Genomic DNA, 16,717 nt, shown 5'->3' with positions numbered 1-16,717 from the left:
GCCGTCGTCGTCGGTCAGATGAACTGGCGGAAGTTCGTCGACGCGAGGTCGAGCAACTCGTCGCCGCGGCCGGACAGCACGGTGCGGATCGCGTAGAGCGTGAAGCCCTTCGCCTGCTCGAGGGTCACCGCCGGCGGCATCGAGAGCTCCTGACGGTCGGCCTTGACCGACACGAGCGCGGGGCCGTCGTGCGCGAGGGCGGCGGCGAGCGCGTCCTCGAGCTGGTCGGACTCGTCGACGCGGAAGCCCGCGATGCCGATCGCCTCGGCGACCTTCGCGAAGTCGGGGTTCTGCAGCTCGGTGCCGTAGGTGACGAACCCGGCCGCCTTCATCTCGAGCTCGACGAAGTTCAGGGACGAGTTGTCGAACACGACGATCTTCACGGGCAGCTTGTTCTGCACGATCGTGATGAGCTCGCCGAGCAGCATCGCGAGACCGCCGTCACCGGCCATGGCGATGACCTGCCGGTCGGGGAACGCCGCCTGCGCACCGATCGCCTGCGGGACCGCGTTCGCCATCGTGCCGTGCACGAACGACCCGATCAGCCGCCGGTCGCCGTTCATGGTGAGGTACCGCGACGCCCACACGACGGGGGAGCCGACGTCGGGGATGAACACGGCGTCCTGGTCGGCGAGCCGGTCGAGCGCGCGCGCGACGTACTGCGGGTGCAGCGGCTTGTGCTTGCCGGCCGGCACGGCCAGGTCGTCGAGCTTCGCGCGGGTCTTCGCGTAGTGCTTGCGCGCGTCCTCGAGGTGCTTCGTGGGGTGCGACCCGGTGAGCAGCGGGATGAGGGCGAGCGCCGTGTCCTTGACGGTGCCGACCAGGCCGATGTCGACCGGGTGCCGCTTGCCGAGCTGTTCGCCGCGGATGTCCACCTGCACGTGCTTCGCCTTCGCGGGGAAGAACTGCTGGTACGGGAAGTCGGTGCCGAGCATGAGGACCACGTCGGCGTCCTCCATCGCGCGGTACCCGGAGGCGAAGCCGAGGAGCCCGGTCATGCCGACGTCGTAGGGGTTGTCCCACTCGATGTGCTCCTTGCCGCGCAGGGCGTGCACGATCGGGGCCTGCAGGCGTTCGGCGAGGGCGATGACCTCGTCGTGGGCACCCGCGACGCCGGCGCCCGCGAGGATGGTGACCTTGTCGGCGCCGTTGAGCAGCTGCGCGGTGCGCTCCAGCTCGGCCTGTGCGGGGATGATCCGCGGCTCGGCGCGCTCGATGGTCGTGACGCGGGGCGCGACGGCCTCGGCGAGGAGCACGTCGCCCGGGATGACGAGCACGGCGACGCCGCGCTTCTCGACCGCGGCGCGCATCGCGATCTCGAGCAGGCGCGGCATCTGGGACGGGTCGGCGACGTACTCGACGTAGACCGAGCACTCGCGGAAGAGCTCCTGCGGGTGGGTCTCCTGGAAGTAGCCGGAACCGATCTCCGCCGTGGGGATGTGCGCAGCGATCGCGAGGACCGGCACGCGGGAGCGGTTCGCGTCGTAGAGGCCGTTGATCAGGTGCAGGTTGCCGGGACCGCAGCTGCCCGCACACACGGCGAGGTTCCCGGTCAGCTCGGCCTCGGCGGAGGCGGCGAACGCGGCCGCCTCCTCGTGGCGCACGTGCTCCCACCGGATCGTGCCGTCCTTGCGCAGCGCGTCGGTGAAGCCGTTGAGGGAGTCCCCGGGGAGACCGTAGACCCGTTCGACGTCGTTCTGACGGAGGGTGGCGACGATGTTCTCGGCAACGGTTGTCATGCCTTCGTGTCTAGTCCTGGCGGCTGATCCCCGCCGTTCACTGAGCGACCTCTGATCGTCCGACACCGAACTCGGGGCCGCCCGGACGCCGCACCTGCGACGATGGGCGGATGTCCGACCACGATCTCCGCCCCCGCCGACGAGCGTCCGACGAGTACGGGATCCTCGACCGGAGCCGCTACCCGCTCGCGTCGGTGGCGATCGCCGTCGTCGCCGTCGTCCTCATCACGATCGTCGGGTTCACCCTCGGCACGGTCGACGTCGGGCTCTCGAAGGCGCTCAACGGGCTGCACACCGGCGCCCTCGGGGCGGTCACGACGGCGGTCTACCACGTCATCAGTCCCGCCCCGGCGATCGGGATCACGGTCGTGGTCGTCGCGGTGATCTGGTGGCGGACCCGCGACCTCCGCCCGGCGCTGGCGTTCGGGGGCACGATCGCGATCACGTGGGTGCCGTCCGCCGTCGTCAAGGAGATCGTGCACCGGGCACGTCCGGACGTCGCCGTGCTGCCGCACCCGTTCCCGGTGCAGCCGGACCCCGGCTACCCGAGCGGGCACACGGTCTACATCACCGCGTTCGTCATCGCGCTCATCTGGCTGCTCCGCGACACCCGGTGGCACCGCCTGGCGCTGGGGCTCGGGGTCGTGGCGATCGTCGTCGTGTTCTTCGCGGTGTCGATCGACGCCGTGCACTACCCGACGGACGCCGCCGCGTCGATCCTGTGGGCGCTCGCCGTCGCGCCGGGCGTGCGGGTGGTGTGGGTCGACTGGCTCATGCCGAAGATCCCGTTCCTGCGACCCCGGGGTCCTGCGGCGCAGCGCGAGGTCACGCGCTGACGCCGCGCCGACCGCGCGCGGCCAGGAGCGCCACCACGGCGACCACCGCGGCCGCGAGCATCACGACCGCGAGCGGCGCCGCCGTCCCCTCGCCGCCGATGCTCACGAGCGGCGACACGAGCGCCGCGAGCCCGAACTGCAGGGCGCCCAGCACCGCCGAGGCGCTCCCGGCAGCCTGCGGCACCGCCCCGAGCGCGAGTGCGGTCGCGTTGCCGAGCACGAGGCCGAGCGACCCCACGGCGGTGAACAGCGGGACGGCGAGCCAGAACACCGGTGCGGACGTGACGACGAGCAGCGCGAACGCGACGGTCGAGGCCAGCACGAGAACGATGCCGAGCGCGAGCACCCCGGTGACCGATCGGGTCGCCGTGAGCTTCGCCGAGAGGATGCTCACGCCCATCAGTGCGAGGGCGTTGCAGCCGAACGCGAGACCGTAGCCCACCGTGCCGAGCCCGAGCATGTCCTGGTACAGGAACGGTGACGCGGAGATGTACGCCATCATCACGGCGAACGCGAAGCCGAACACCGCGGTGTACCCGACGAACGTCCGGGAGCGGAGTGCCCGCAGCGGCGAGCCCGTCGTGCCGGACGCCCGTCGCTCGGCACGCAGGGCATCGCGGCGCGAACGCAGGTGCGTCTCGCGGACCACGGCGAGCACCGCGACGAGCATGAGGACCGACAGGCCGAGCACGATGGTGAGGAGCCCGCGCCAGCCGATCGGCCCCGTCAGGAGCCCTCCGAGCAGCGGCGCGACCACCGGGGCGACCCCGCCGACGATCATCATGAGCGAGAACGCCCGCGCCGCCGGCTTGCCCGTCGCGAGGTCGGAGATCACCGCGCGACCGATCACCATACCGGCCGCGCCGCCGAGGCCCTGCAGCAGCCGGGCGACGACGAGCACGCCGACGTTCGGCGCGAGCACGGCCGCGGCGCTCGCGAGCACGCACAGTGCGGCACCGGCGAGGAGCGGCGGCACCCGGCCGAACCGGTCGGACAGCGGCCCGAAGACGAGCTGTCCCGCGGTCACGCCGACGAGGAACGCGGTGAGGGTGAGCTGCACGGTCGTCGCCGACGCCTGCAGTTCGGTGGTCATCTGCGGGAAGGCCGGCAGGTAGAGGTCGGTCGCGAAGGGCGCGACGGCGCTCAGCAGGCCGAGCACGAGCAGCAGGCCGGTGGTGATGCCCTGCTGCCGGGTCGTGGGTGTCGCGGCGCGCGCGCGGATGGAGCCGGTGTCCGTGGTCATGATTATGAAAGCATAACTGATGCGCGACGTCGGTAGGGTGACGGCATGGGATCCGCGCCGTCCGACGACCTCCTCGCCGAGCTCGCCGACGTCGTGCTCCGGATCTCGCGCGAGATCGACCCGCACGGTGCGAGGTCGCTCGACATCGTGCCGCTCACCGGCACCGAGGCCCTCGTGATGCGCTGGGTCGACCGGAACCCCGGGTCGACGCCGAGCGCGGTGGCCGAGGCGACGGCCCTCAAGCGCAGCAACCTCAGCGTCGCGGTCGGGTCGCTCGTGGCGAAGGGGATGGTCGAGCGCCGGCCCGACCCGGACGACGCCCGGACCGTGCAGCTGTACTCGACCGAGCTCGCCGCGGGCAGCATCGAACGGCTGCACGCGCACTGGGCCGGCATGCTCCGGCAGGCGCTCGGGGGCGACGACGAGGGTGTGGCGACGACGTTCGCGACGCTCACGCGCATCGACGGCCACCTGCGCGACGCGACGCGCTGACCGCGACGCGACCGGTCGACGGCCTGGAGGCGCGGGTCGGGCCCGCACCGTCCCTCCTGGCCGTCAGACGGTCCGGTCCGGCACCTCGTCCGCGATCGGCAGCAACCGCCGGGCTCCGTGCCCCTCGGCACCGAGCTCGTCGCCCGGGTTCATCACGAGGCAGGCGTTCAGCGACACGCAGCCGCAGCCGATGCACTGCGTCATCTCCTCCTGCAGGCGCTCGAGTTCGAGCTGCCGGGCGCGGAGTCGTGCCCGCCACCGTTCGTTCAGGCGGTTCCAGTCCCGCAGTGAGGGCATGCGGTCGGACGGCAGCGTCTCGAACTGCTCCGCGACCTCGCTCAGCGGGATCCCGAGCCGTTTGGCGACCTGGATGATCGCGATGCGCCGCTCGACGTGTCGTGGGTAGAGGCGGGTGCCGCCGGCGGTGCGCTCGGGGTGGATGAGGCCCTTGCGCTCGTAGAAGTGCAGGGCCGACGCCGCGACCCCGGTCCGGGCGACGACCTCGCCGATCGTGAGGAGGTCGGTCGGGCTCGGACGCGGGATCTCCACCATGGTCGAGATCCTACGACGCGGAAGTCGTCGAGACCGCGTGACATAGCAGTTGACATGAGAACTGATGTCCAATATGTTGTGTACCACGAGCCGCGAGGGGCGGCTCCCGACCCGGAGGTCCGACCATGACCACGATCCTGCAGCCCCGCACCGCCCGCACCACGACCGCCCGTCCGGTCGCTCCCGCACGGACCACCGGCACCGCCGACGCGACCGGCGTCACCGGCATCACCGGTGCCGCCCGCCAGGCGCTCGCCCTCGACGGCGTGCTCGGCCGGCTCGAGCGCACGGCCGCCCGGCTCCCGCACGCACTGGCGCTGCCGGTCATGGTCGCGCACGCCGCGGTCAGCACGGTCGCGTACCGCTGATCGCCTCCCGCTGACGGGGACCTCGTGTCAGTGGGCGAGGACGCGCCCGCGGAGCCGCTCCCGGCTGAGCCCCGGCAGCTCCACCCCCGTGTCGCGTTCCAGCACGTGCGTCCCCGGCGGTACGACCCGGTCGATCGCGTCGAGCACCTCGTCGTCGAGCACCACCTCGGCCGCCTGCACGTACGCGTCCACGTGCGAGAGCGTCCGCGGACCGATCACCACGCTCGACACGTCCGGGTGGGTCAGCGCGAAGCCCACCGCGAGCTCGAGCAGGGTGAGCCCGGACTCGTCCGCGAGGTGGCCCAGGCGGTCGGCGACGTCGAGCTTCCGGCGGTTCGTCGGGGCGCCGATGTCGTACGCGTGCGGCTGCTCCACCACCCGCGGCGACCGGGGCTGCACGGTGCCGTTCCGGTACGCGCCCGCGAGCCAGCCACCCGCGAGGGGCGCGGCCGCGAGCACACCGAGCCCGAACCGTCGGGCGACCGGGAAGGTGGTCCGCTCCGCCGTCCGGGTGAGGATCGAGTACGGGGCGTGCGTCGCGCTGGCACTCTTCCCGCCCGACCGGAGCCACTGCGCCTCGACGAGCTCCTCGGCCGGGAAGCCCGGGATCCCGAAGGCGCGGATCTTGCCCTGGGTGACGAGGTCGGCGAGCGCGTCGAGGGTCTCGTCGAGCGAGGTCGCCGGGTCCGGGTGCGCCGGCTGGTAGAGGTCGATGACGTCGGTGCCGAGCCGTTCGAGACTCCGTTCGACCGCGCGGAACATCCACCGCCGTCCGTTGCCGTGGTGCGACGGGTCCCGGTCGACCGGGTCCCCGAACCGCACCGCCAGGAACACGTCGTCGCGGCGGTCGCCGAGTGCGGCACCGAGGACGGTCTCGGCGAGGCCCGCCCCCTCGGCGTCGGACACGTCCACCGCGGTGACCCCACGCCCGAGCGCCTCGTGGACGAGTCGGACGGCGTCGTCCACGTCCCGCTCGGCGACCGTCGACACGGCACGGCTCCCCAGGGTCAGCGCGCTGACGGGAGCCCCCGTCCGCCCCATGCGTCGCTGTTCCATGGCGGCCACGATAGGAGGACGCCTGTGGCACCGGGCCCCGGGTGACGAACCGTTACCGCTGGTACCCTGGGGCCGCTCCACCAACACGCAGTGTGTATCTACCGGCCGTCGGCACCCCGACGGACAACGGCGGCACCCGATGGGTCCGCCCCAGGAGATCCCCGGCCGGGCCGAGAAGGCACACCTCCATGCTCCACACCAGTTCCACGGCGCCCGCGCCCGCCACCACCGACGACCGCTCGCTCGTCGCCCACGCCGGACGCTGGTACTTCCCCGTCGCGTTCGTCGCCCGGCTCCCCTTCGCGATGATGGTCGTCGGCGTGCTGACGCTCGTCGTCTCCGCGCGCGACTCCGTGGCGCTCGGCGGCGTCAACTCCGCGTCGGTCGGCATCGGCGCCGCGGTCTTCGGCCCGCTGGTCGGTGCCGCCGCGGACCGCTTCGGCCAGCGGAACGTACTCGTCCCCGTCGGCCTGGTGAACGCCGTGCTGCTCGGGGTGTTCCCGTTCGTGGTGGACGGCACCGCGCCGGACGTCGCCGTGCTCGCGCTCGCGTTCTGCATCGGGGCCTCGGCGCCCCAGGTCGCCCCGATGTCCCGGACCCGGCTCGTCGCGATCATCGGGCAGCGGATGGCCCCGGCACGTCGTGGCAAGGTCCTCAGCGGCACGATGGCGTACGAGTCCGCGGCCGACGAGACCGTGTTCATCATCGGCCCGTTCCTCGTCGGGATCCTCGCGAGTGCGATCGCCCCGTGGGTCGCCGTCGCCGGTGCCTCCGCGCTGACGTTCGTCTTCGTCACGGCGTTCGCGCTGCACCCGACCGGCAAGCTCGTCGTCGGCTGCCACGAGGAGCTCGAGCAGGCACCGGCCCGTCAGCTCCTGCGGCCGCGGCTCGTCGTGGTGGTCCTCGGGATCCTCGGCGTCGGCCTGTTCTTCGGCTCGACGCTCACCGCGCTGACCGCCTTCATGGAGACCCACGGCGAGCCCTCGCAGGCGGGATTGCTCTACGGCCTGATGGGCATCGGCTCCGCGGGGCTCGCCCTCGGCTCGGCCGCGTTCCCGCGCGGGTTCGCCCTCGGGTGGCGGTGGCTCGTGTTCGGCGTCGTGCTGCTCGGCGGTGCCATCTGGTTCTCGCAGGCCGGTTCCGTCGTCGCCGTGGGGGTCGTGCTCGCGGTGATGGGGATCGGGATCGGTCCGACCCTGGTCGCGCAGTACAGTCTCGGTTCCGACCGTTCACCCGTCGGGCGCTCGGCCACCACCATGACGATCCTCGGTTCCGCCGTGATCGTGGGGCAGTCCATCGCGTCGGCGATCACGGGCGACGTCGCCCAGCAGCACGGGGCCGACGCCGCGATGCTGCTGCCGGCCGCGTCCGCGGCGGTCGTCGTGCTCGCCGCGGTGGCGAACCTCGTGCTGTCGCGTCGCGCACACGCGTGACCGCCTGACGGCCTGGAGGGACGGTGCGGGCCCGCACCGCGCCTCCAGGCCCGTACCCGGTCACCGACCCCAGTCGAACACCTGGACCGTCAGCTCGTCGTTCCCGGTCCAGTGCTGCTGGTGGATCGTGAGCTCCCAGAGGATGGAGTGGTAGTCGATCGTCCGCGTCCAGTGCCCGGTGCTGTCCGCGCGCATGTTCCCGAGCCCGTTGCCGGGGGTCGGCCCCGGGTTGAAGGTCAGGGTGGCATTGGGCGCGGCGGTCCCCGAGATCGTGAGCGGTGAACCCGGCTCGTAGTCGACCTCGGACGTCACCTCGATCGGGACGCGGATCCCGGTCGCGATGAAGGTGGCATCGATGCTCTCGGAACCGATGCCCTCGGCGGTCTGGCGGACCTGTGCACGCAGCCGTGGCCCCTGGAGTGCCGTCGACGTCGTCAGCGACCAGCGCCCGGAGTCCGCCACCGTCGTCGTGCCGATGACGGCGCCGTCGGCGAGGAGGTCGAGCGTGGCGCCGGGTGTCCCGGTGCCGGCGACGGTGAGCGGCTCGCCGTGCTTGAACACCGTCCGCTGGTAGGTCAGGTCCGCGTGGTGGCCGAGCAGCGTGAACCGCTCGCGATCGCGGAACGAGCAGTCGGGACTCGTCTGGGTCACGAGCACCGTGTACTCGTCGGCCGTGGCGCGGAAGGCCGGGACCGACCAGTTGCCACGGTCGTCGGCCTGCACGAGTTCGGTCGGCACACCCTCGCCGGAGACGCCGATCAGGGAGCCGGGGATCGCGGTGCCGCGCAGCGTCACCTCGGTCCCCACCCGGTAGGTCCGCGGCGTCTCGAGGACGATCGGGTCGTGCACCGCACCGGGGTCGTCGTTCGCGAAGTCGACCGCGACGGTCTCGGAGCGGTCCGTGCCGACGTGGTACTGCGTGATCGTCAGGGTGAGCGTCGGCTTGCGGATCGGCCGCACGCTGGTGATCGTCCAGTTCCCCGCATTGTCCGCGCGTCCCAGCGACCAGGTGCTGTCGGGATCGTTCCGGTCGGTGAACTGGACCGTGGCGTTCGGCGTCGCCCGGCCGGAGACGGTCAGGAGCTGGCCGTAGGTGTACGTCGTGTCGGACGTGATCGCGAGCGGTGCGAACTCGCGGTCGGCCTCGTCGTTGACGAACTCGACGTCGAGGCTCTCCTCGATCCCGAGGTCGGCGTGCACCTGCTCGAAGTGGATGGTGACCGATCGCTGGTGCACGGCGGGTGACGTCCAGTTCCAGACCCCGGTGTCGTCCACGCGGAAGCCGATCGTGGTGCCCGGCCGCACCGGGTCCGTGATCACGAGGACGGCGCCGGGGGTGGCGCGACCGGTGATGGCGATGGGCTCGCCGAGCGTGTAGGTCCGGTCGGACGTGACCTCGAGCGGGACGGGGGTGACCTCGTCGGTCGCCTTCGTGTCGGCTGCCGCTGTCGTGGTGGTCACCGAGGGTTCTGCCGGGACGGCGGTGGCCGGTATTGCTGGTGCCGAGCCGAGGGCGAGGCCGACGGCGGTGGCTGAACCGACGGCGAGGGCGAGGACGCGATGGTGCAAGGGTTTCCCTTCGGGGAGTGGGGGCAGGGAGCGGGCGTGACCGGGCCCGCGGCATGGGTGATGCCGCGGCCCCGGTCATGACGGACTCAGCTCACGTCGCGCAGCGTGTGGTCCACGCTCGAGAAGCCGTCGGCGATCCGGAGCGTGTAGTCGCCGCCGACGTCGCTGGCGTCGAACACCCAGCTCCACGCTCCCTCGTCGTCGGCCACGACGCGGTCGAGGAGGAAGTCCCCGACCGTCGAGATCTCGAGGGTCCGGCCGGGTTCGGCGTGCCCGGAGACGAGCACGTGCTCGTCACCGGGGCGGTAGGTGTCCGCGCTCGTGACGGTGATCTGCGAGACGGGGACGGGCACGCTGACGTCGCGGAGGGTGTGCTCGACGGTGTTCCACCCGTCGCGGATCCGCAGGGCGATGTCGCCGCTGTACCCGGACGTGTCGAACTCCCAGCGCCAGTCGCCCTGGTCGTCGGCCTCGGTCTCGCCGAGCCGCCAGCCGTACGCCGACTCGATGACGATCCGCCGGCCCGGTTCCGCGGTGCCGGCGACGACCGTGTCGGGTCCGGGGTCGTACGTGTCACCACTGGTGACGACGAGGCCGGCCGTGGGCGGGCTGACGTCACGCAGGGTGTGGTCGACCGAGGTGCGGCCGTCGCTGATCCGGAGCGTGTAGTCGCCGCCGATGTCGCTCGCGTCGAACGTCCACTGCCAGTCGCCGCGGTCGTCGGCGGTGGTCTCGCCGAGCAGGAAGTCGCCGGTCGACGAGAAGGTGATGTCGCTGCCGGCCTCTGCGGTGCCCGCGATCAGCACGTCGCCGCCGGGCAGGTACTCGCCGGGGCTGGTCACGACGAGCTGCGCTGCGGCGGGCTGGACCGCCGCGGCGGGTGCTGCGGTCGACGCGGCGAACGCGGCGGGTGCGACGAGGGTGCCGGCTCCGACGCTGATGGCGGAGGCGACGCAGGTCGCCAGGATGACGGACAAGATCCGCATGGTGGTCTCCGATCTCTGTGAGGTGGAGACTCAAATGTCACATGCGCGATCTGAACGGCTCACACTCGTCAGGCGTACCGACGACGGGCGAGCGCGGTGGTCACGACTCCGTGTCGTCGACCAGCAGGTCCTCGTGGCGGTAGTCGTCCGCCCGCAGCCCCGCGCGGGCGATCATGTGTGTCGACACCGGCACGAGGAACAGCTGGAACACCATGATCGGCAGGACGACCCACAGCGCCGTCCACGTCCACACGGCGACGACGATCGCGGCGAGGGCGAACGCCAGCCCGAGCACCTGCGGCTTCGCCATCGCGTGCAGCCGGACGAGCGGGTCGGGGAACCGGACGATCCCGACGCCGGCGCCGAGCGACAGCACCGCCCCGACGAGCAGCAGCCCGACGGCGATCCACGCGCGGACCCCGGCACCGTCGATGAACCCCTGGATGATGTCGATCACTGGGGACGCTCCTGGTCGTCGGCGTGCTCGGGCGTGGTCACGGTCAGCCCCTCGTCGGACGGATCGGAGGACGGGGTGACCGCACGGGCGACGGCGATCGTGGCGAAGACGCTCGTCGCGGCGATCACCACGAGGACGGGCACGGCGGTCAGGTCCCGCCGGATCACCATCGCGGCGCCGATCACCACGAGCGCGGTCGTCAGCACCATGTCCGAGCCGATCATCCGGTCGAGGATGGTCGGGCCCCGCACGATGCGGAGGACGGCGAGCACGAGGGTGGCCCCGAGCAGCGCGAGCACCAGGGCGATCGCGATGCCCATGACGACGACTGCGGCGCTCATCGCGTGACCTCCGGCAGGGGTTCGGACAGTTCGGAGAGGTCCTGCTTCGACCCGAGCGCCCGGATGACGAGCGTCTCGATGCCGAGGGCCTCACGGCGGGCCGCGTCGACCTGTTCGACCCGCTCGGTGTCGAGGACGTGCAGGAGCAGCCGGCGGCGTCGCAGGTCGACGTCGGCGACGTACGACCCCGGCACGAGGGAGATCGCGAGCGTCGCCAGGGTGAACGTCATCTCGGAGGTGGTGTGGAGCTGGACGAGCGTGATCGAACTCCGCCGGACCCCGCGTGGGCGGAGCGCGACCCAGGCGACCCGGAACGAGGCGAGCACGACCAGCCCGGACCACACCACCAGGAACCACGCGGCGTGCGGGATCGAGAACCGGGCGGACAGCGGCACCGGCGGCAGCGGGAGCAACTGCGTCACGAGCAGCGCGACGACGATCCCGCACAGCAGGGTCAGCGGCGTCCACGAACCCCAGAGCAGCGCCCAGAGCACGGTCAGCCCGGCGACGAGCGGGACGTCGTAGCGCCACGCGACGGCGATGCGCCGCGCGTTCGTGATCCGCCGGGTGCTGTCCGCGGTCATCGCGTCCCCCCGAGCACGGCCTGCACGTAGCGGTCCGGGGACTCGAGCGACTCCGCCGCTCGGGTCGCGTAGCCGTACAGCGGGCCGGCCACGACGGTCAGGGCGACCGACCCGAGGACGGCCACGGTCGTCACGCCGACGAGCATGCGCGGCAGCTTCACGCGCGTGGGGGCTTCGCCGACGCCGTCCTGCGTGGCCGTCGGTGCGGTCTCCGGACTGGAGGCGCGACTCGCGTGGGGTGCGTCGGTGACCGTCACCGAGCCTCCTGGGTGGAACGCCTTGCCCGTGTCCTCGGACACGGTCAGCGGCGCCGGTTCCGGCGACCGCAGGTGGGCGTGCGGCTCTGCGGTGCTCGCGTGCGGGGCAGCTGCCTCGGCCGCGGGCTTCGGACGCCAGAACGCGGCGTCCCAGACGCGCATGAGCGCGTACAGGGTCAGGAGGCTCGTCACGACACCGGCGGCGATCGTCGCGTAGGCGAGGGGCGAGCCGTCGATCGCCGCGGCACGGAAGAGGCCGAGCTTGCCGATGAAGCCGGAGAACGGCGGGATGCCACCGAGGTTGAACGCCGGCACGAGGTAGAGCGCGGCGAGCAGCGGGGCGGCCTTGAGCAGCCCGCCGAGCGATCGGGTCGAGGTCGTGCCGCCGACGCGTTCCATCAGCCCGGAGACCAGGAAGAGCGTCGTCTGCACGACGATGTGGTGGACCGTGTAGAACACCGCGGCGGCCGTCCCGGCGACCGAACCGAGGCCGACACCCATGACCATGAACCCGATGTGGCTGATGAGCGTGAAGGACAGCAGTCGTTTCACGTCGGTCTGCGACACCGCGCCGAGCACGCCCACCACCATCGTCAGGATCGCCACGATGAGGAGCACGGTGTTGAGCTGCGGTCTCGGGAAGATGATCGTCTCGAGCCGGATGATCGCGTAGATGCCGACCTTCGTGAGCAGGCCCGCGAACACCGCCGTCACCGGTGCCGGCGCGGTCGGGTAGGAGTCCGGCAGCCAGAACGCCAGCGGGAACACGGCGGCCTTGATGCCGAACCCGATGAGCAGCATCGTGTGGAGGAGCAGCTGCACGTGCTCGGGCAGGGCAGCCATCCGCTCGCTGATCTGGGCGATGTTGACCGTGCCGGTGGCGCCGTACACGAGGCCGATCGCCGCGAGGAAGATCGCCGACGCGATGAGGCTCGTGACGATGTACGTGGTGCCCGCCCGAACGCGCTGCTCGCTGCCACCGAGGGTGATGAGCACGTAGCTCGCCACCAGCAGCATCTCGAACGCGACGTACAGGTTGAAGAGGTCCCCGGCGATGAAGGAGTCGAGCACGCCGGCGGCGAGCACGAGGTACGTCGGGTAGAAGATCGTGACCGGCGCCTCGCCGTCGTCGGCCGCGAGCCCCTGTCCGATCGAGAAGAGCAGGACGACGAGGAGCACGCTCGCGCTCACGGTGAGGAGCAGCGCGCTCAGCCGGTCGACCACGAGCGAGATGCCGTACGGCGCGTCCCACCCGCCGACCTGCACCACGATCGTGCCGTGCTGGTCGACGAGCACCATGAGGGTCGCGGCGACGGCCAGGGCGACGACGAGCACCACGACGGTGATCGCGCGCTGCAGCTTCTGGTGGTTGAGGAGTCCGAGCGCGACCGCGGCGCCGAGCAGCGGGACGAGGACGAGGAGCGGGACGAGCCAGGTCATCGGGTCGCCTCCTGTTCTGCGTCGGTGGTGGTCTCGGGGTCTTCGTCCGCGGGTTCGTCGCGTTCCCGACCGATCGCGACGTCGGCCTCGTCGACCTCGACCTCGTCGGCGCGGGAGAGCTTCCACGAGCGGTGGATGAGGGCCAACAGGAACGCGCTCACGGCGAAGGTGATGACGATCGCGGTCAGGGCGAACGCCTGGGGGAGCGGGTCCGTGATGCCCTCGGAGCTCTTGCCGATCGGCGGGTTGCCGGCAGCACCGGACATCACGAGGAGCAGCAGGTTGAGGGCGTTGCCGAGCAGGAGGAAGCCGAGCAGCATCCGGGTCAGCGAGCGTTCGAGGAGCAGGTAGACCCCGCAGGAGAACAGCACCGCCATCGCGATGACGAGCACGAGGGTGACGGTCACGTGGCGCTCCCTTCCGGGGTGGGGGCTTCGGTCATGTCCTGCACGGGCGTCGAGGCGTCCTCGAGCCGCTGCCGGTCGACCTCGGCGCCGAGGCTGCGGAGGACGTCGAGCACGAGGCCGACGACCACGAGGTACACGCCGATGTCGAAGAACGTGGCGGTGACGAACTCGACGTGGCCGAGCACCGGGACGGTGGCCTCGAAGAACTCGGAGTACAGGGCTTCCCTGCCGAAGAACATCGGCACGAGGGCGGTGATCGCGGCCGTGGCGACGCCGAGCCCGAGCAGGCGTCCGGCCCTGACCGGGGCCGCGGCGCCGAGCTCGGCCGGGCCACCCGCGAGGTACCGGGCCGCGAGGGCGATGCCCGCGACGAGACCACCGGCGAACCCGCCGCCCGCCGCGTTGTGCCCGGCGAAGAGCAGGTAGACCGACAGGACGATCAGGCCGTGGAACAGCAGGCGGACGACGACGTCGAGCAGCGCCGAACGGCCGGTCGGGATCGCGGCGCTCGTCGGCAGCCAGGCGCGGGGCTCGCCGTCCGTGCGCTCGTCGCGGTCGGCGGTCAGCCGGGCCGGCAGGTCGCGGAGGCGGGGGAGCGTGTCCTCGCGGGAGTTCACGAAGATCAGGCTCGCGACGCCCGTCGCGGCGGCGACCACGACGGTCAGCTCGCCGAGGGTGTCCCAGCCCCGGAGGTCGACGAGTGCCACGTTCACGACGTTCAGGCCGTGCCCGAACGAGCTCGTCAACGCCGGCAGGTCCGGCCAGAGCGGCTCGGCCGTCCGTGCCGACGCGGCGACGACGACCACGATCGCGAGGGTCAGCCCGGCGAGGCCCGCGAAGAGCGCCCGCACGACCCGGAAGCGGGACGGGTTCGCGGTGGCGATCCGCGGGGGGAGCCGGCGCAGCACGAGCACGAACGCGATGAGCGTCACCGTCTCGACCACGAGCTGGGTCAGGGCGAGGTCGACCGCCCCGTGCAGCACGAACAGGACGGACATGCCGTACCCGGTCACGCCGACCAGCACCGCTGCGGCGAACCGGGTCTTGGCGGTGAGGACGGCGATCGCGGCGATCGACATGACGAGGACGACGGGGATCTGCCCCCACGAGTCGGCGAACCGGACGTGGAACGCCCACGGTCCGCCGATGACCAGGTTGACGAGCGCCCCGGCGACGAACACCGACAGGATGACGGTCAGGTAGTAGGGGAGCGAACCGCGCTGGACCCCGGCGGTGAGGCCCGTGGCCACCCGGTCGAGCCCGCGCATGAGGTGCCGGTAGATGCTCGACGCGCTGGGGGAACCCGCGAGGCGGTGCTGGAGCGCCTCGACCGGGCGGCGCAGGGCGAACAGGGCGAGACCGCCGACGAGCGTCACCGCGGAGAGGCCGAGCGCCGGCTCGAGACCGTGCCAGAGCGCGAGGTGCGGGACCTCGCCGGGGAGGGCGGCGGCGTGCGCGGCGGGCTCGATGCCGTGCGCCACGAGGGGCGTCGCGAGGCCGAGCGCGAGACCCGTGAGCGCGAGGACCGACGGGACGACGCCGAGGCCGTGCAGGCCGTGCGGTTCGGTGTCGGGCACGCCGGGCTTCCGGGCGAAGGCGCCCCACAGGAACCGCAGCGAGTAGGCCACGGTGAGCACCGAGCCGATCGTCACGCCGACGAGCGCGAACCACGCCCACCCGGCGTCGGGGCCGTGCAGCGAGTCGATGAAGCCGGTGAGCACGGCCTCCTTCGCGACGAAGCCGATCGTCGGCGGGATGCCCGCCATCGACAGCAGCGCGAGGACGGCCACGACGGTGAGCCAGGGCATCCGGCGTCCGAGGCCGCTCAGGCGCGCGAGGTCGCGGGTGCCCGTGACGTGGTCGATCGCCCCGACGACGAGGAACAGGGTCGACTTGAACGCCGCGTGGGCCACCAGCAGCGCCACCCCGCCGAGGGCGACCTCGGGCGCACCCCACCCGGCCGCGAGCACGAGGAACCCGAGCTGGGCGACCGTGCCGTAGGCGAGCAGGAGCTTGATGTCGGTCTGCCGGAGCGCACGGTACCCACCGATGAGCATGCCGAGCACCCCGAGCACGGTGATGGTCTCGCGCCACCCGCCGAGGAGCGCGAACGCGGGGGCGAGCCGGGCGACGAGGTAGATGCCGGCCTTGACCATCGCCGCGGCGTGCAGGTACGCGCTGACCGGGGTCGGGGCGGCCATCGCGGCGGGGAGCCAGAAGTGGAACGGCACGATGGCGGACTTCGTCAGCGCGCCGAGCAGGACGAGCACGACGGACACCGAGACGATCGTCCCCGACGGAGGGTCCTGGACGATCCCGGAGAGCGACGTCGTCCCGGCGGTCACCGACAGCACCACGAGACCGGCGAGCATCGCCAGACCACCGGCGGTGGTGACCACGAGCGCCTGCATCGCCGCCGCGCGACTCGCACGCTTCACCGAGTCGTGGCCGATCAGCAGGTAGGAGAAGACCGTCGTCGCTTCCCAGAGGACGAACAGCACGATGACGTCGTCGGCGACCACGAGCCCGTACATCGACCCGGCGAAGGCGGTGAGGACCCCGGCGAACCGACCGAGTCCGGGTTCGTCCGGCCCGAAGTACGTGGCGCAGTACACGAGCACGAGGGCACCGACCACGCTCACCACGAGGGCGAGGACCCACGAGAGGGCGTCCATCCGCAGGGCGATCGCGAGGTCGAGCTGCGGCACCCACTCGAACCGCTCCGTGACCGCGCCGTGCAACGCCGGACCGGTCTGCGCGACGGTCAGGACCGCGGCTGCTGCCGGTGCGAGGGCCGCCACGTAGAAGACGCGGCGGCCGAGGACGGGGGTCAGGGCGGGGACGATCAGGGCGACGATCGCGAACGCGACGAGGACGATGACCATCGGGCACCTCCTCGGGGTCGGGCTGCAGTCCGGCTCACTGGGCCCTCACAGCCTACGGAGAAGGGGATGTGG

The 16,717-nt window shown here is 72.0% G+C and carries 16 protein-coding genes; 4 read left to right on the top strand and 12 right to left on the bottom strand.

All coding sequences use genetic code 11. The features are described 5' to 3' along the window. Nucleotides 1–14 precede the first annotated feature (14 nt). Complete coding sequence (gene poxB / locus ACIPEP_RS02050; protein WP_071296442.1) at nucleotides 15–1,739, bottom strand: ubiquinone-dependent pyruvate dehydrogenase; 1,725 nt, start codon at nucleotides 1,737–1,739, stop codon at nucleotides 15–17. Between the two features lie 110 nt (nucleotides 1,740–1,849). On the opposite strand from poxB, the gene ACIPEP_RS02045 reads away from it, so the two are divergent. Next, the gene (locus tag ACIPEP_RS02045) at nucleotides 1,850–2,575 is read left to right on the top strand and encodes a phosphatase PAP2 family protein (protein WP_402716337.1); all 726 of its coding nucleotides are present in this window, start codon (nucleotides 1,850–1,852) and stop codon (nucleotides 2,573–2,575) included. On the opposite strand, the gene ACIPEP_RS02040 is transcribed toward ACIPEP_RS02045, so the two are convergent. Then, a complete protein-coding gene (locus ACIPEP_RS02040) occupies nucleotides 2,565–3,818 on the bottom strand; it encodes a multidrug effflux MFS transporter (protein ID WP_402716336.1) in 1,254 nt (417 codons plus the stop codon). The genes ACIPEP_RS02045 and ACIPEP_RS02040 overlap by 11 nt on opposite strands. Before the next feature lie 45 nt (nucleotides 3,819–3,863). On the opposite strand from ACIPEP_RS02040, the gene ACIPEP_RS02035 reads away from it, so the two are divergent. Further along, complete coding sequence (locus ACIPEP_RS02035) at nucleotides 3,864–4,310, top strand: MarR family winged helix-turn-helix transcriptional regulator (protein WP_402716335.1); 447 nt, start codon at nucleotides 3,864–3,866, stop codon at nucleotides 4,308–4,310. Between the two features lie 63 nt (nucleotides 4,311–4,373). Here ACIPEP_RS02035 and soxR read toward each other — a convergent pair whose 3' ends face one another. Then, a complete protein-coding gene (soxR, locus tag ACIPEP_RS02030) occupies nucleotides 4,374–4,862 on the bottom strand; it encodes a redox-sensitive transcriptional activator SoxR (RefSeq protein WP_070417265.1) in 489 nt (162 codons plus the stop codon). 125 nt (nucleotides 4,863–4,987) lie between these two features. Between soxR and ACIPEP_RS02025 the strand changes: the two genes are divergently transcribed. Then, nucleotides 4,988–5,230 (top strand): hypothetical protein, encoded by a 243-nt coding sequence (locus ACIPEP_RS02025; protein ID WP_336696888.1) that lies wholly within the window; start codon nucleotides 4,988–4,990, stop codon nucleotides 5,228–5,230. Between the two features lie 27 nt (nucleotides 5,231–5,257). Here the strand turns inward: ACIPEP_RS02025 and ACIPEP_RS02020 are convergent, their stop codons facing one another. Continuing rightward, a complete protein-coding gene (locus ACIPEP_RS02020) occupies nucleotides 5,258–6,286 on the bottom strand; it encodes an aldo/keto reductase (RefSeq protein ID WP_402716334.1) in 1,029 nt (342 codons plus the stop codon). A 188-nt stretch (nucleotides 6,287–6,474) separates the two neighbouring features. Here ACIPEP_RS02020 and ACIPEP_RS02015 point away from each other — a divergent pair, with 188 nt between their 5' ends. After that, nucleotides 6,475–7,719: an MFS transporter gene (locus ACIPEP_RS02015; protein WP_402716333.1), complete on the top strand. Its 1,245-nt coding sequence runs from the start codon at nucleotides 6,475–6,477 to the stop codon at nucleotides 7,717–7,719. Between the two features lie 60 nt (nucleotides 7,720–7,779). Here the strand turns inward: ACIPEP_RS02015 and ACIPEP_RS02010 are convergent, their stop codons facing one another. The 8 genes from ACIPEP_RS02010 to ACIPEP_RS01975 form a co-directional block, all read right to left on the bottom strand. Next, the gene (locus ACIPEP_RS02010; RefSeq protein WP_402716332.1) at nucleotides 7,780–9,288 is read right to left on the bottom strand and encodes a hypothetical protein; all 1,509 of its coding nucleotides are present in this window, start codon (nucleotides 9,286–9,288) and stop codon (nucleotides 7,780–7,782) included. A gap of 86 nt (nucleotides 9,289–9,374) precedes the next feature. After that, nucleotides 9,375–10,274 carry a hypothetical protein gene (locus ACIPEP_RS02005; protein WP_402716331.1) on the bottom strand — a complete coding sequence of 300 codons (900 nt, stop codon included), beginning with the start codon at nucleotides 10,272–10,274 and terminating at the stop codon, nucleotides 9,375–9,377. A gap of 100 nt (nucleotides 10,275–10,374) precedes the next feature. Further along, nucleotides 10,375–10,731 carry a monovalent cation/H(+) antiporter subunit G gene (gene mnhG, locus ACIPEP_RS02000; RefSeq protein ID WP_070417261.1) on the bottom strand — a complete coding sequence of 119 codons (357 nt, stop codon included), beginning with the start codon at nucleotides 10,729–10,731 and terminating at the stop codon, nucleotides 10,375–10,377. Further along, nucleotides 10,728–11,072, bottom strand: a complete 345-nt coding sequence (locus ACIPEP_RS01995; protein WP_070417260.1) for a hypothetical protein — start codon at nucleotides 11,070–11,072, stop codon at nucleotides 10,728–10,730. Before ACIPEP_RS01995 ends, mnhG begins: the two co-directional genes overlap by 4 nt. Beyond that, nucleotides 11,069–11,656, bottom strand: a complete 588-nt coding sequence (locus tag ACIPEP_RS01990; protein ID WP_070417259.1) for a Na+/H+ antiporter subunit E — start codon at nucleotides 11,654–11,656, stop codon at nucleotides 11,069–11,071. Before ACIPEP_RS01990 ends, ACIPEP_RS01995 begins: the two co-directional genes overlap by 4 nt. Continuing rightward, nucleotides 11,653–13,353, bottom strand: coding sequence for a Na+/H+ antiporter subunit D (locus ACIPEP_RS01985; protein WP_070417258.1), 1,701 nt, complete (start codon nucleotides 13,351–13,353; stop codon nucleotides 11,653–11,655). The genes ACIPEP_RS01990 and ACIPEP_RS01985 overlap by 4 nt, the downstream gene beginning before the upstream one ends. Further along, nucleotides 13,350–13,760: a Na(+)/H(+) antiporter subunit C gene (locus ACIPEP_RS01980; protein ID WP_022907807.1), complete on the bottom strand. Its 411-nt coding sequence runs from the start codon at nucleotides 13,758–13,760 to the stop codon at nucleotides 13,350–13,352. Before ACIPEP_RS01980 ends, ACIPEP_RS01985 begins: the two co-directional genes overlap by 4 nt. Then, a complete protein-coding gene (locus ACIPEP_RS01975) occupies nucleotides 13,757–16,645 on the bottom strand; it encodes a Na+/H+ antiporter subunit A (RefSeq protein WP_402716330.1) in 2,889 nt (962 codons plus the stop codon). Before ACIPEP_RS01975 ends, ACIPEP_RS01980 begins: the two co-directional genes overlap by 4 nt. Between the last annotated feature and the right edge of the window lie 72 nt (nucleotides 16,646–16,717).

Origin of the sequence: Curtobacterium sp. NPDC087082, from assembly GCF_044745045.1 — a bacterium.
Classification (GTDB): domain Bacteria; phylum Actinomycetota; class Actinomycetes; order Actinomycetales; family Microbacteriaceae; genus Curtobacterium.
This window is presented reverse-complemented; position numbering and strand designations above follow the sequence as displayed.

Bases quoted from the DNA above. Each gene is read 5' to 3' on its own strand.
- ACIPEP_RS02025 (WP_336696888.1), top strand. From the start codon at position 4,988: ATGACCACGATCCTGCAGCCCCGCACCGCCCGCACCACGACCGCCCGT.
- ACIPEP_RS02040 (WP_402716336.1), bottom strand. From the start codon at position 3,818: ATGACCACGGACACCGGCTCCATCCGCGCGCGCGCCGCGACACCCACG.
- poxB (WP_071296442.1), bottom strand. From the start codon at position 1,739: ATGACAACCGTTGCCGAGAACATCGTCGCCACCCTCCGTCAGAACGAC.
- ACIPEP_RS02020 (WP_402716334.1), bottom strand. From the start codon at position 6,286: ATGGAACAGCGACGCATGGGGCGGACGGGGGCTCCCGTCAGCGCGCTG.
- ACIPEP_RS02005 (WP_402716331.1), bottom strand. From the start codon at position 10,274: ATGCGGATCTTGTCCGTCATCCTGGCGACCTGCGTCGCCTCCGCCATC.
- ACIPEP_RS01995 (WP_070417260.1), bottom strand. From the start codon at position 11,072: ATGAGCGCCGCAGTCGTCGTCATGGGCATCGCGATCGCCCTGGTGCTC.
- ACIPEP_RS02015 (WP_402716333.1), top strand. From the start codon at position 6,475: ATGCTCCACACCAGTTCCACGGCGCCCGCGCCCGCCACCACCGACGAC.
- ACIPEP_RS01985 (WP_070417258.1), bottom strand. From the start codon at position 13,353: ATGACCTGGCTCGTCCCGCTCCTCGTCCTCGTCCCGCTGCTCGGCGCC.
- ACIPEP_RS01990 (WP_070417259.1), bottom strand. From the start codon at position 11,656: ATGACCGCGGACAGCACCCGGCGGATCACGAACGCGCGGCGCATCGCC.
- soxR (WP_070417265.1), bottom strand. From the start codon at position 4,862: ATGGTGGAGATCCCGCGTCCGAGCCCGACCGACCTCCTCACGATCGGC.
- ACIPEP_RS01975 (WP_402716330.1), bottom strand. From the start codon at position 16,645: ATGGTCATCGTCCTCGTCGCGTTCGCGATCGTCGCCCTGATCGTCCCC.
- ACIPEP_RS02035 (WP_402716335.1), top strand. From the start codon at position 3,864: ATGGGATCCGCGCCGTCCGACGACCTCCTCGCCGAGCTCGCCGACGTC.
- ACIPEP_RS02045 (WP_402716337.1), top strand. From the start codon at position 1,850: ATGTCCGACCACGATCTCCGCCCCCGCCGACGAGCGTCCGACGAGTAC.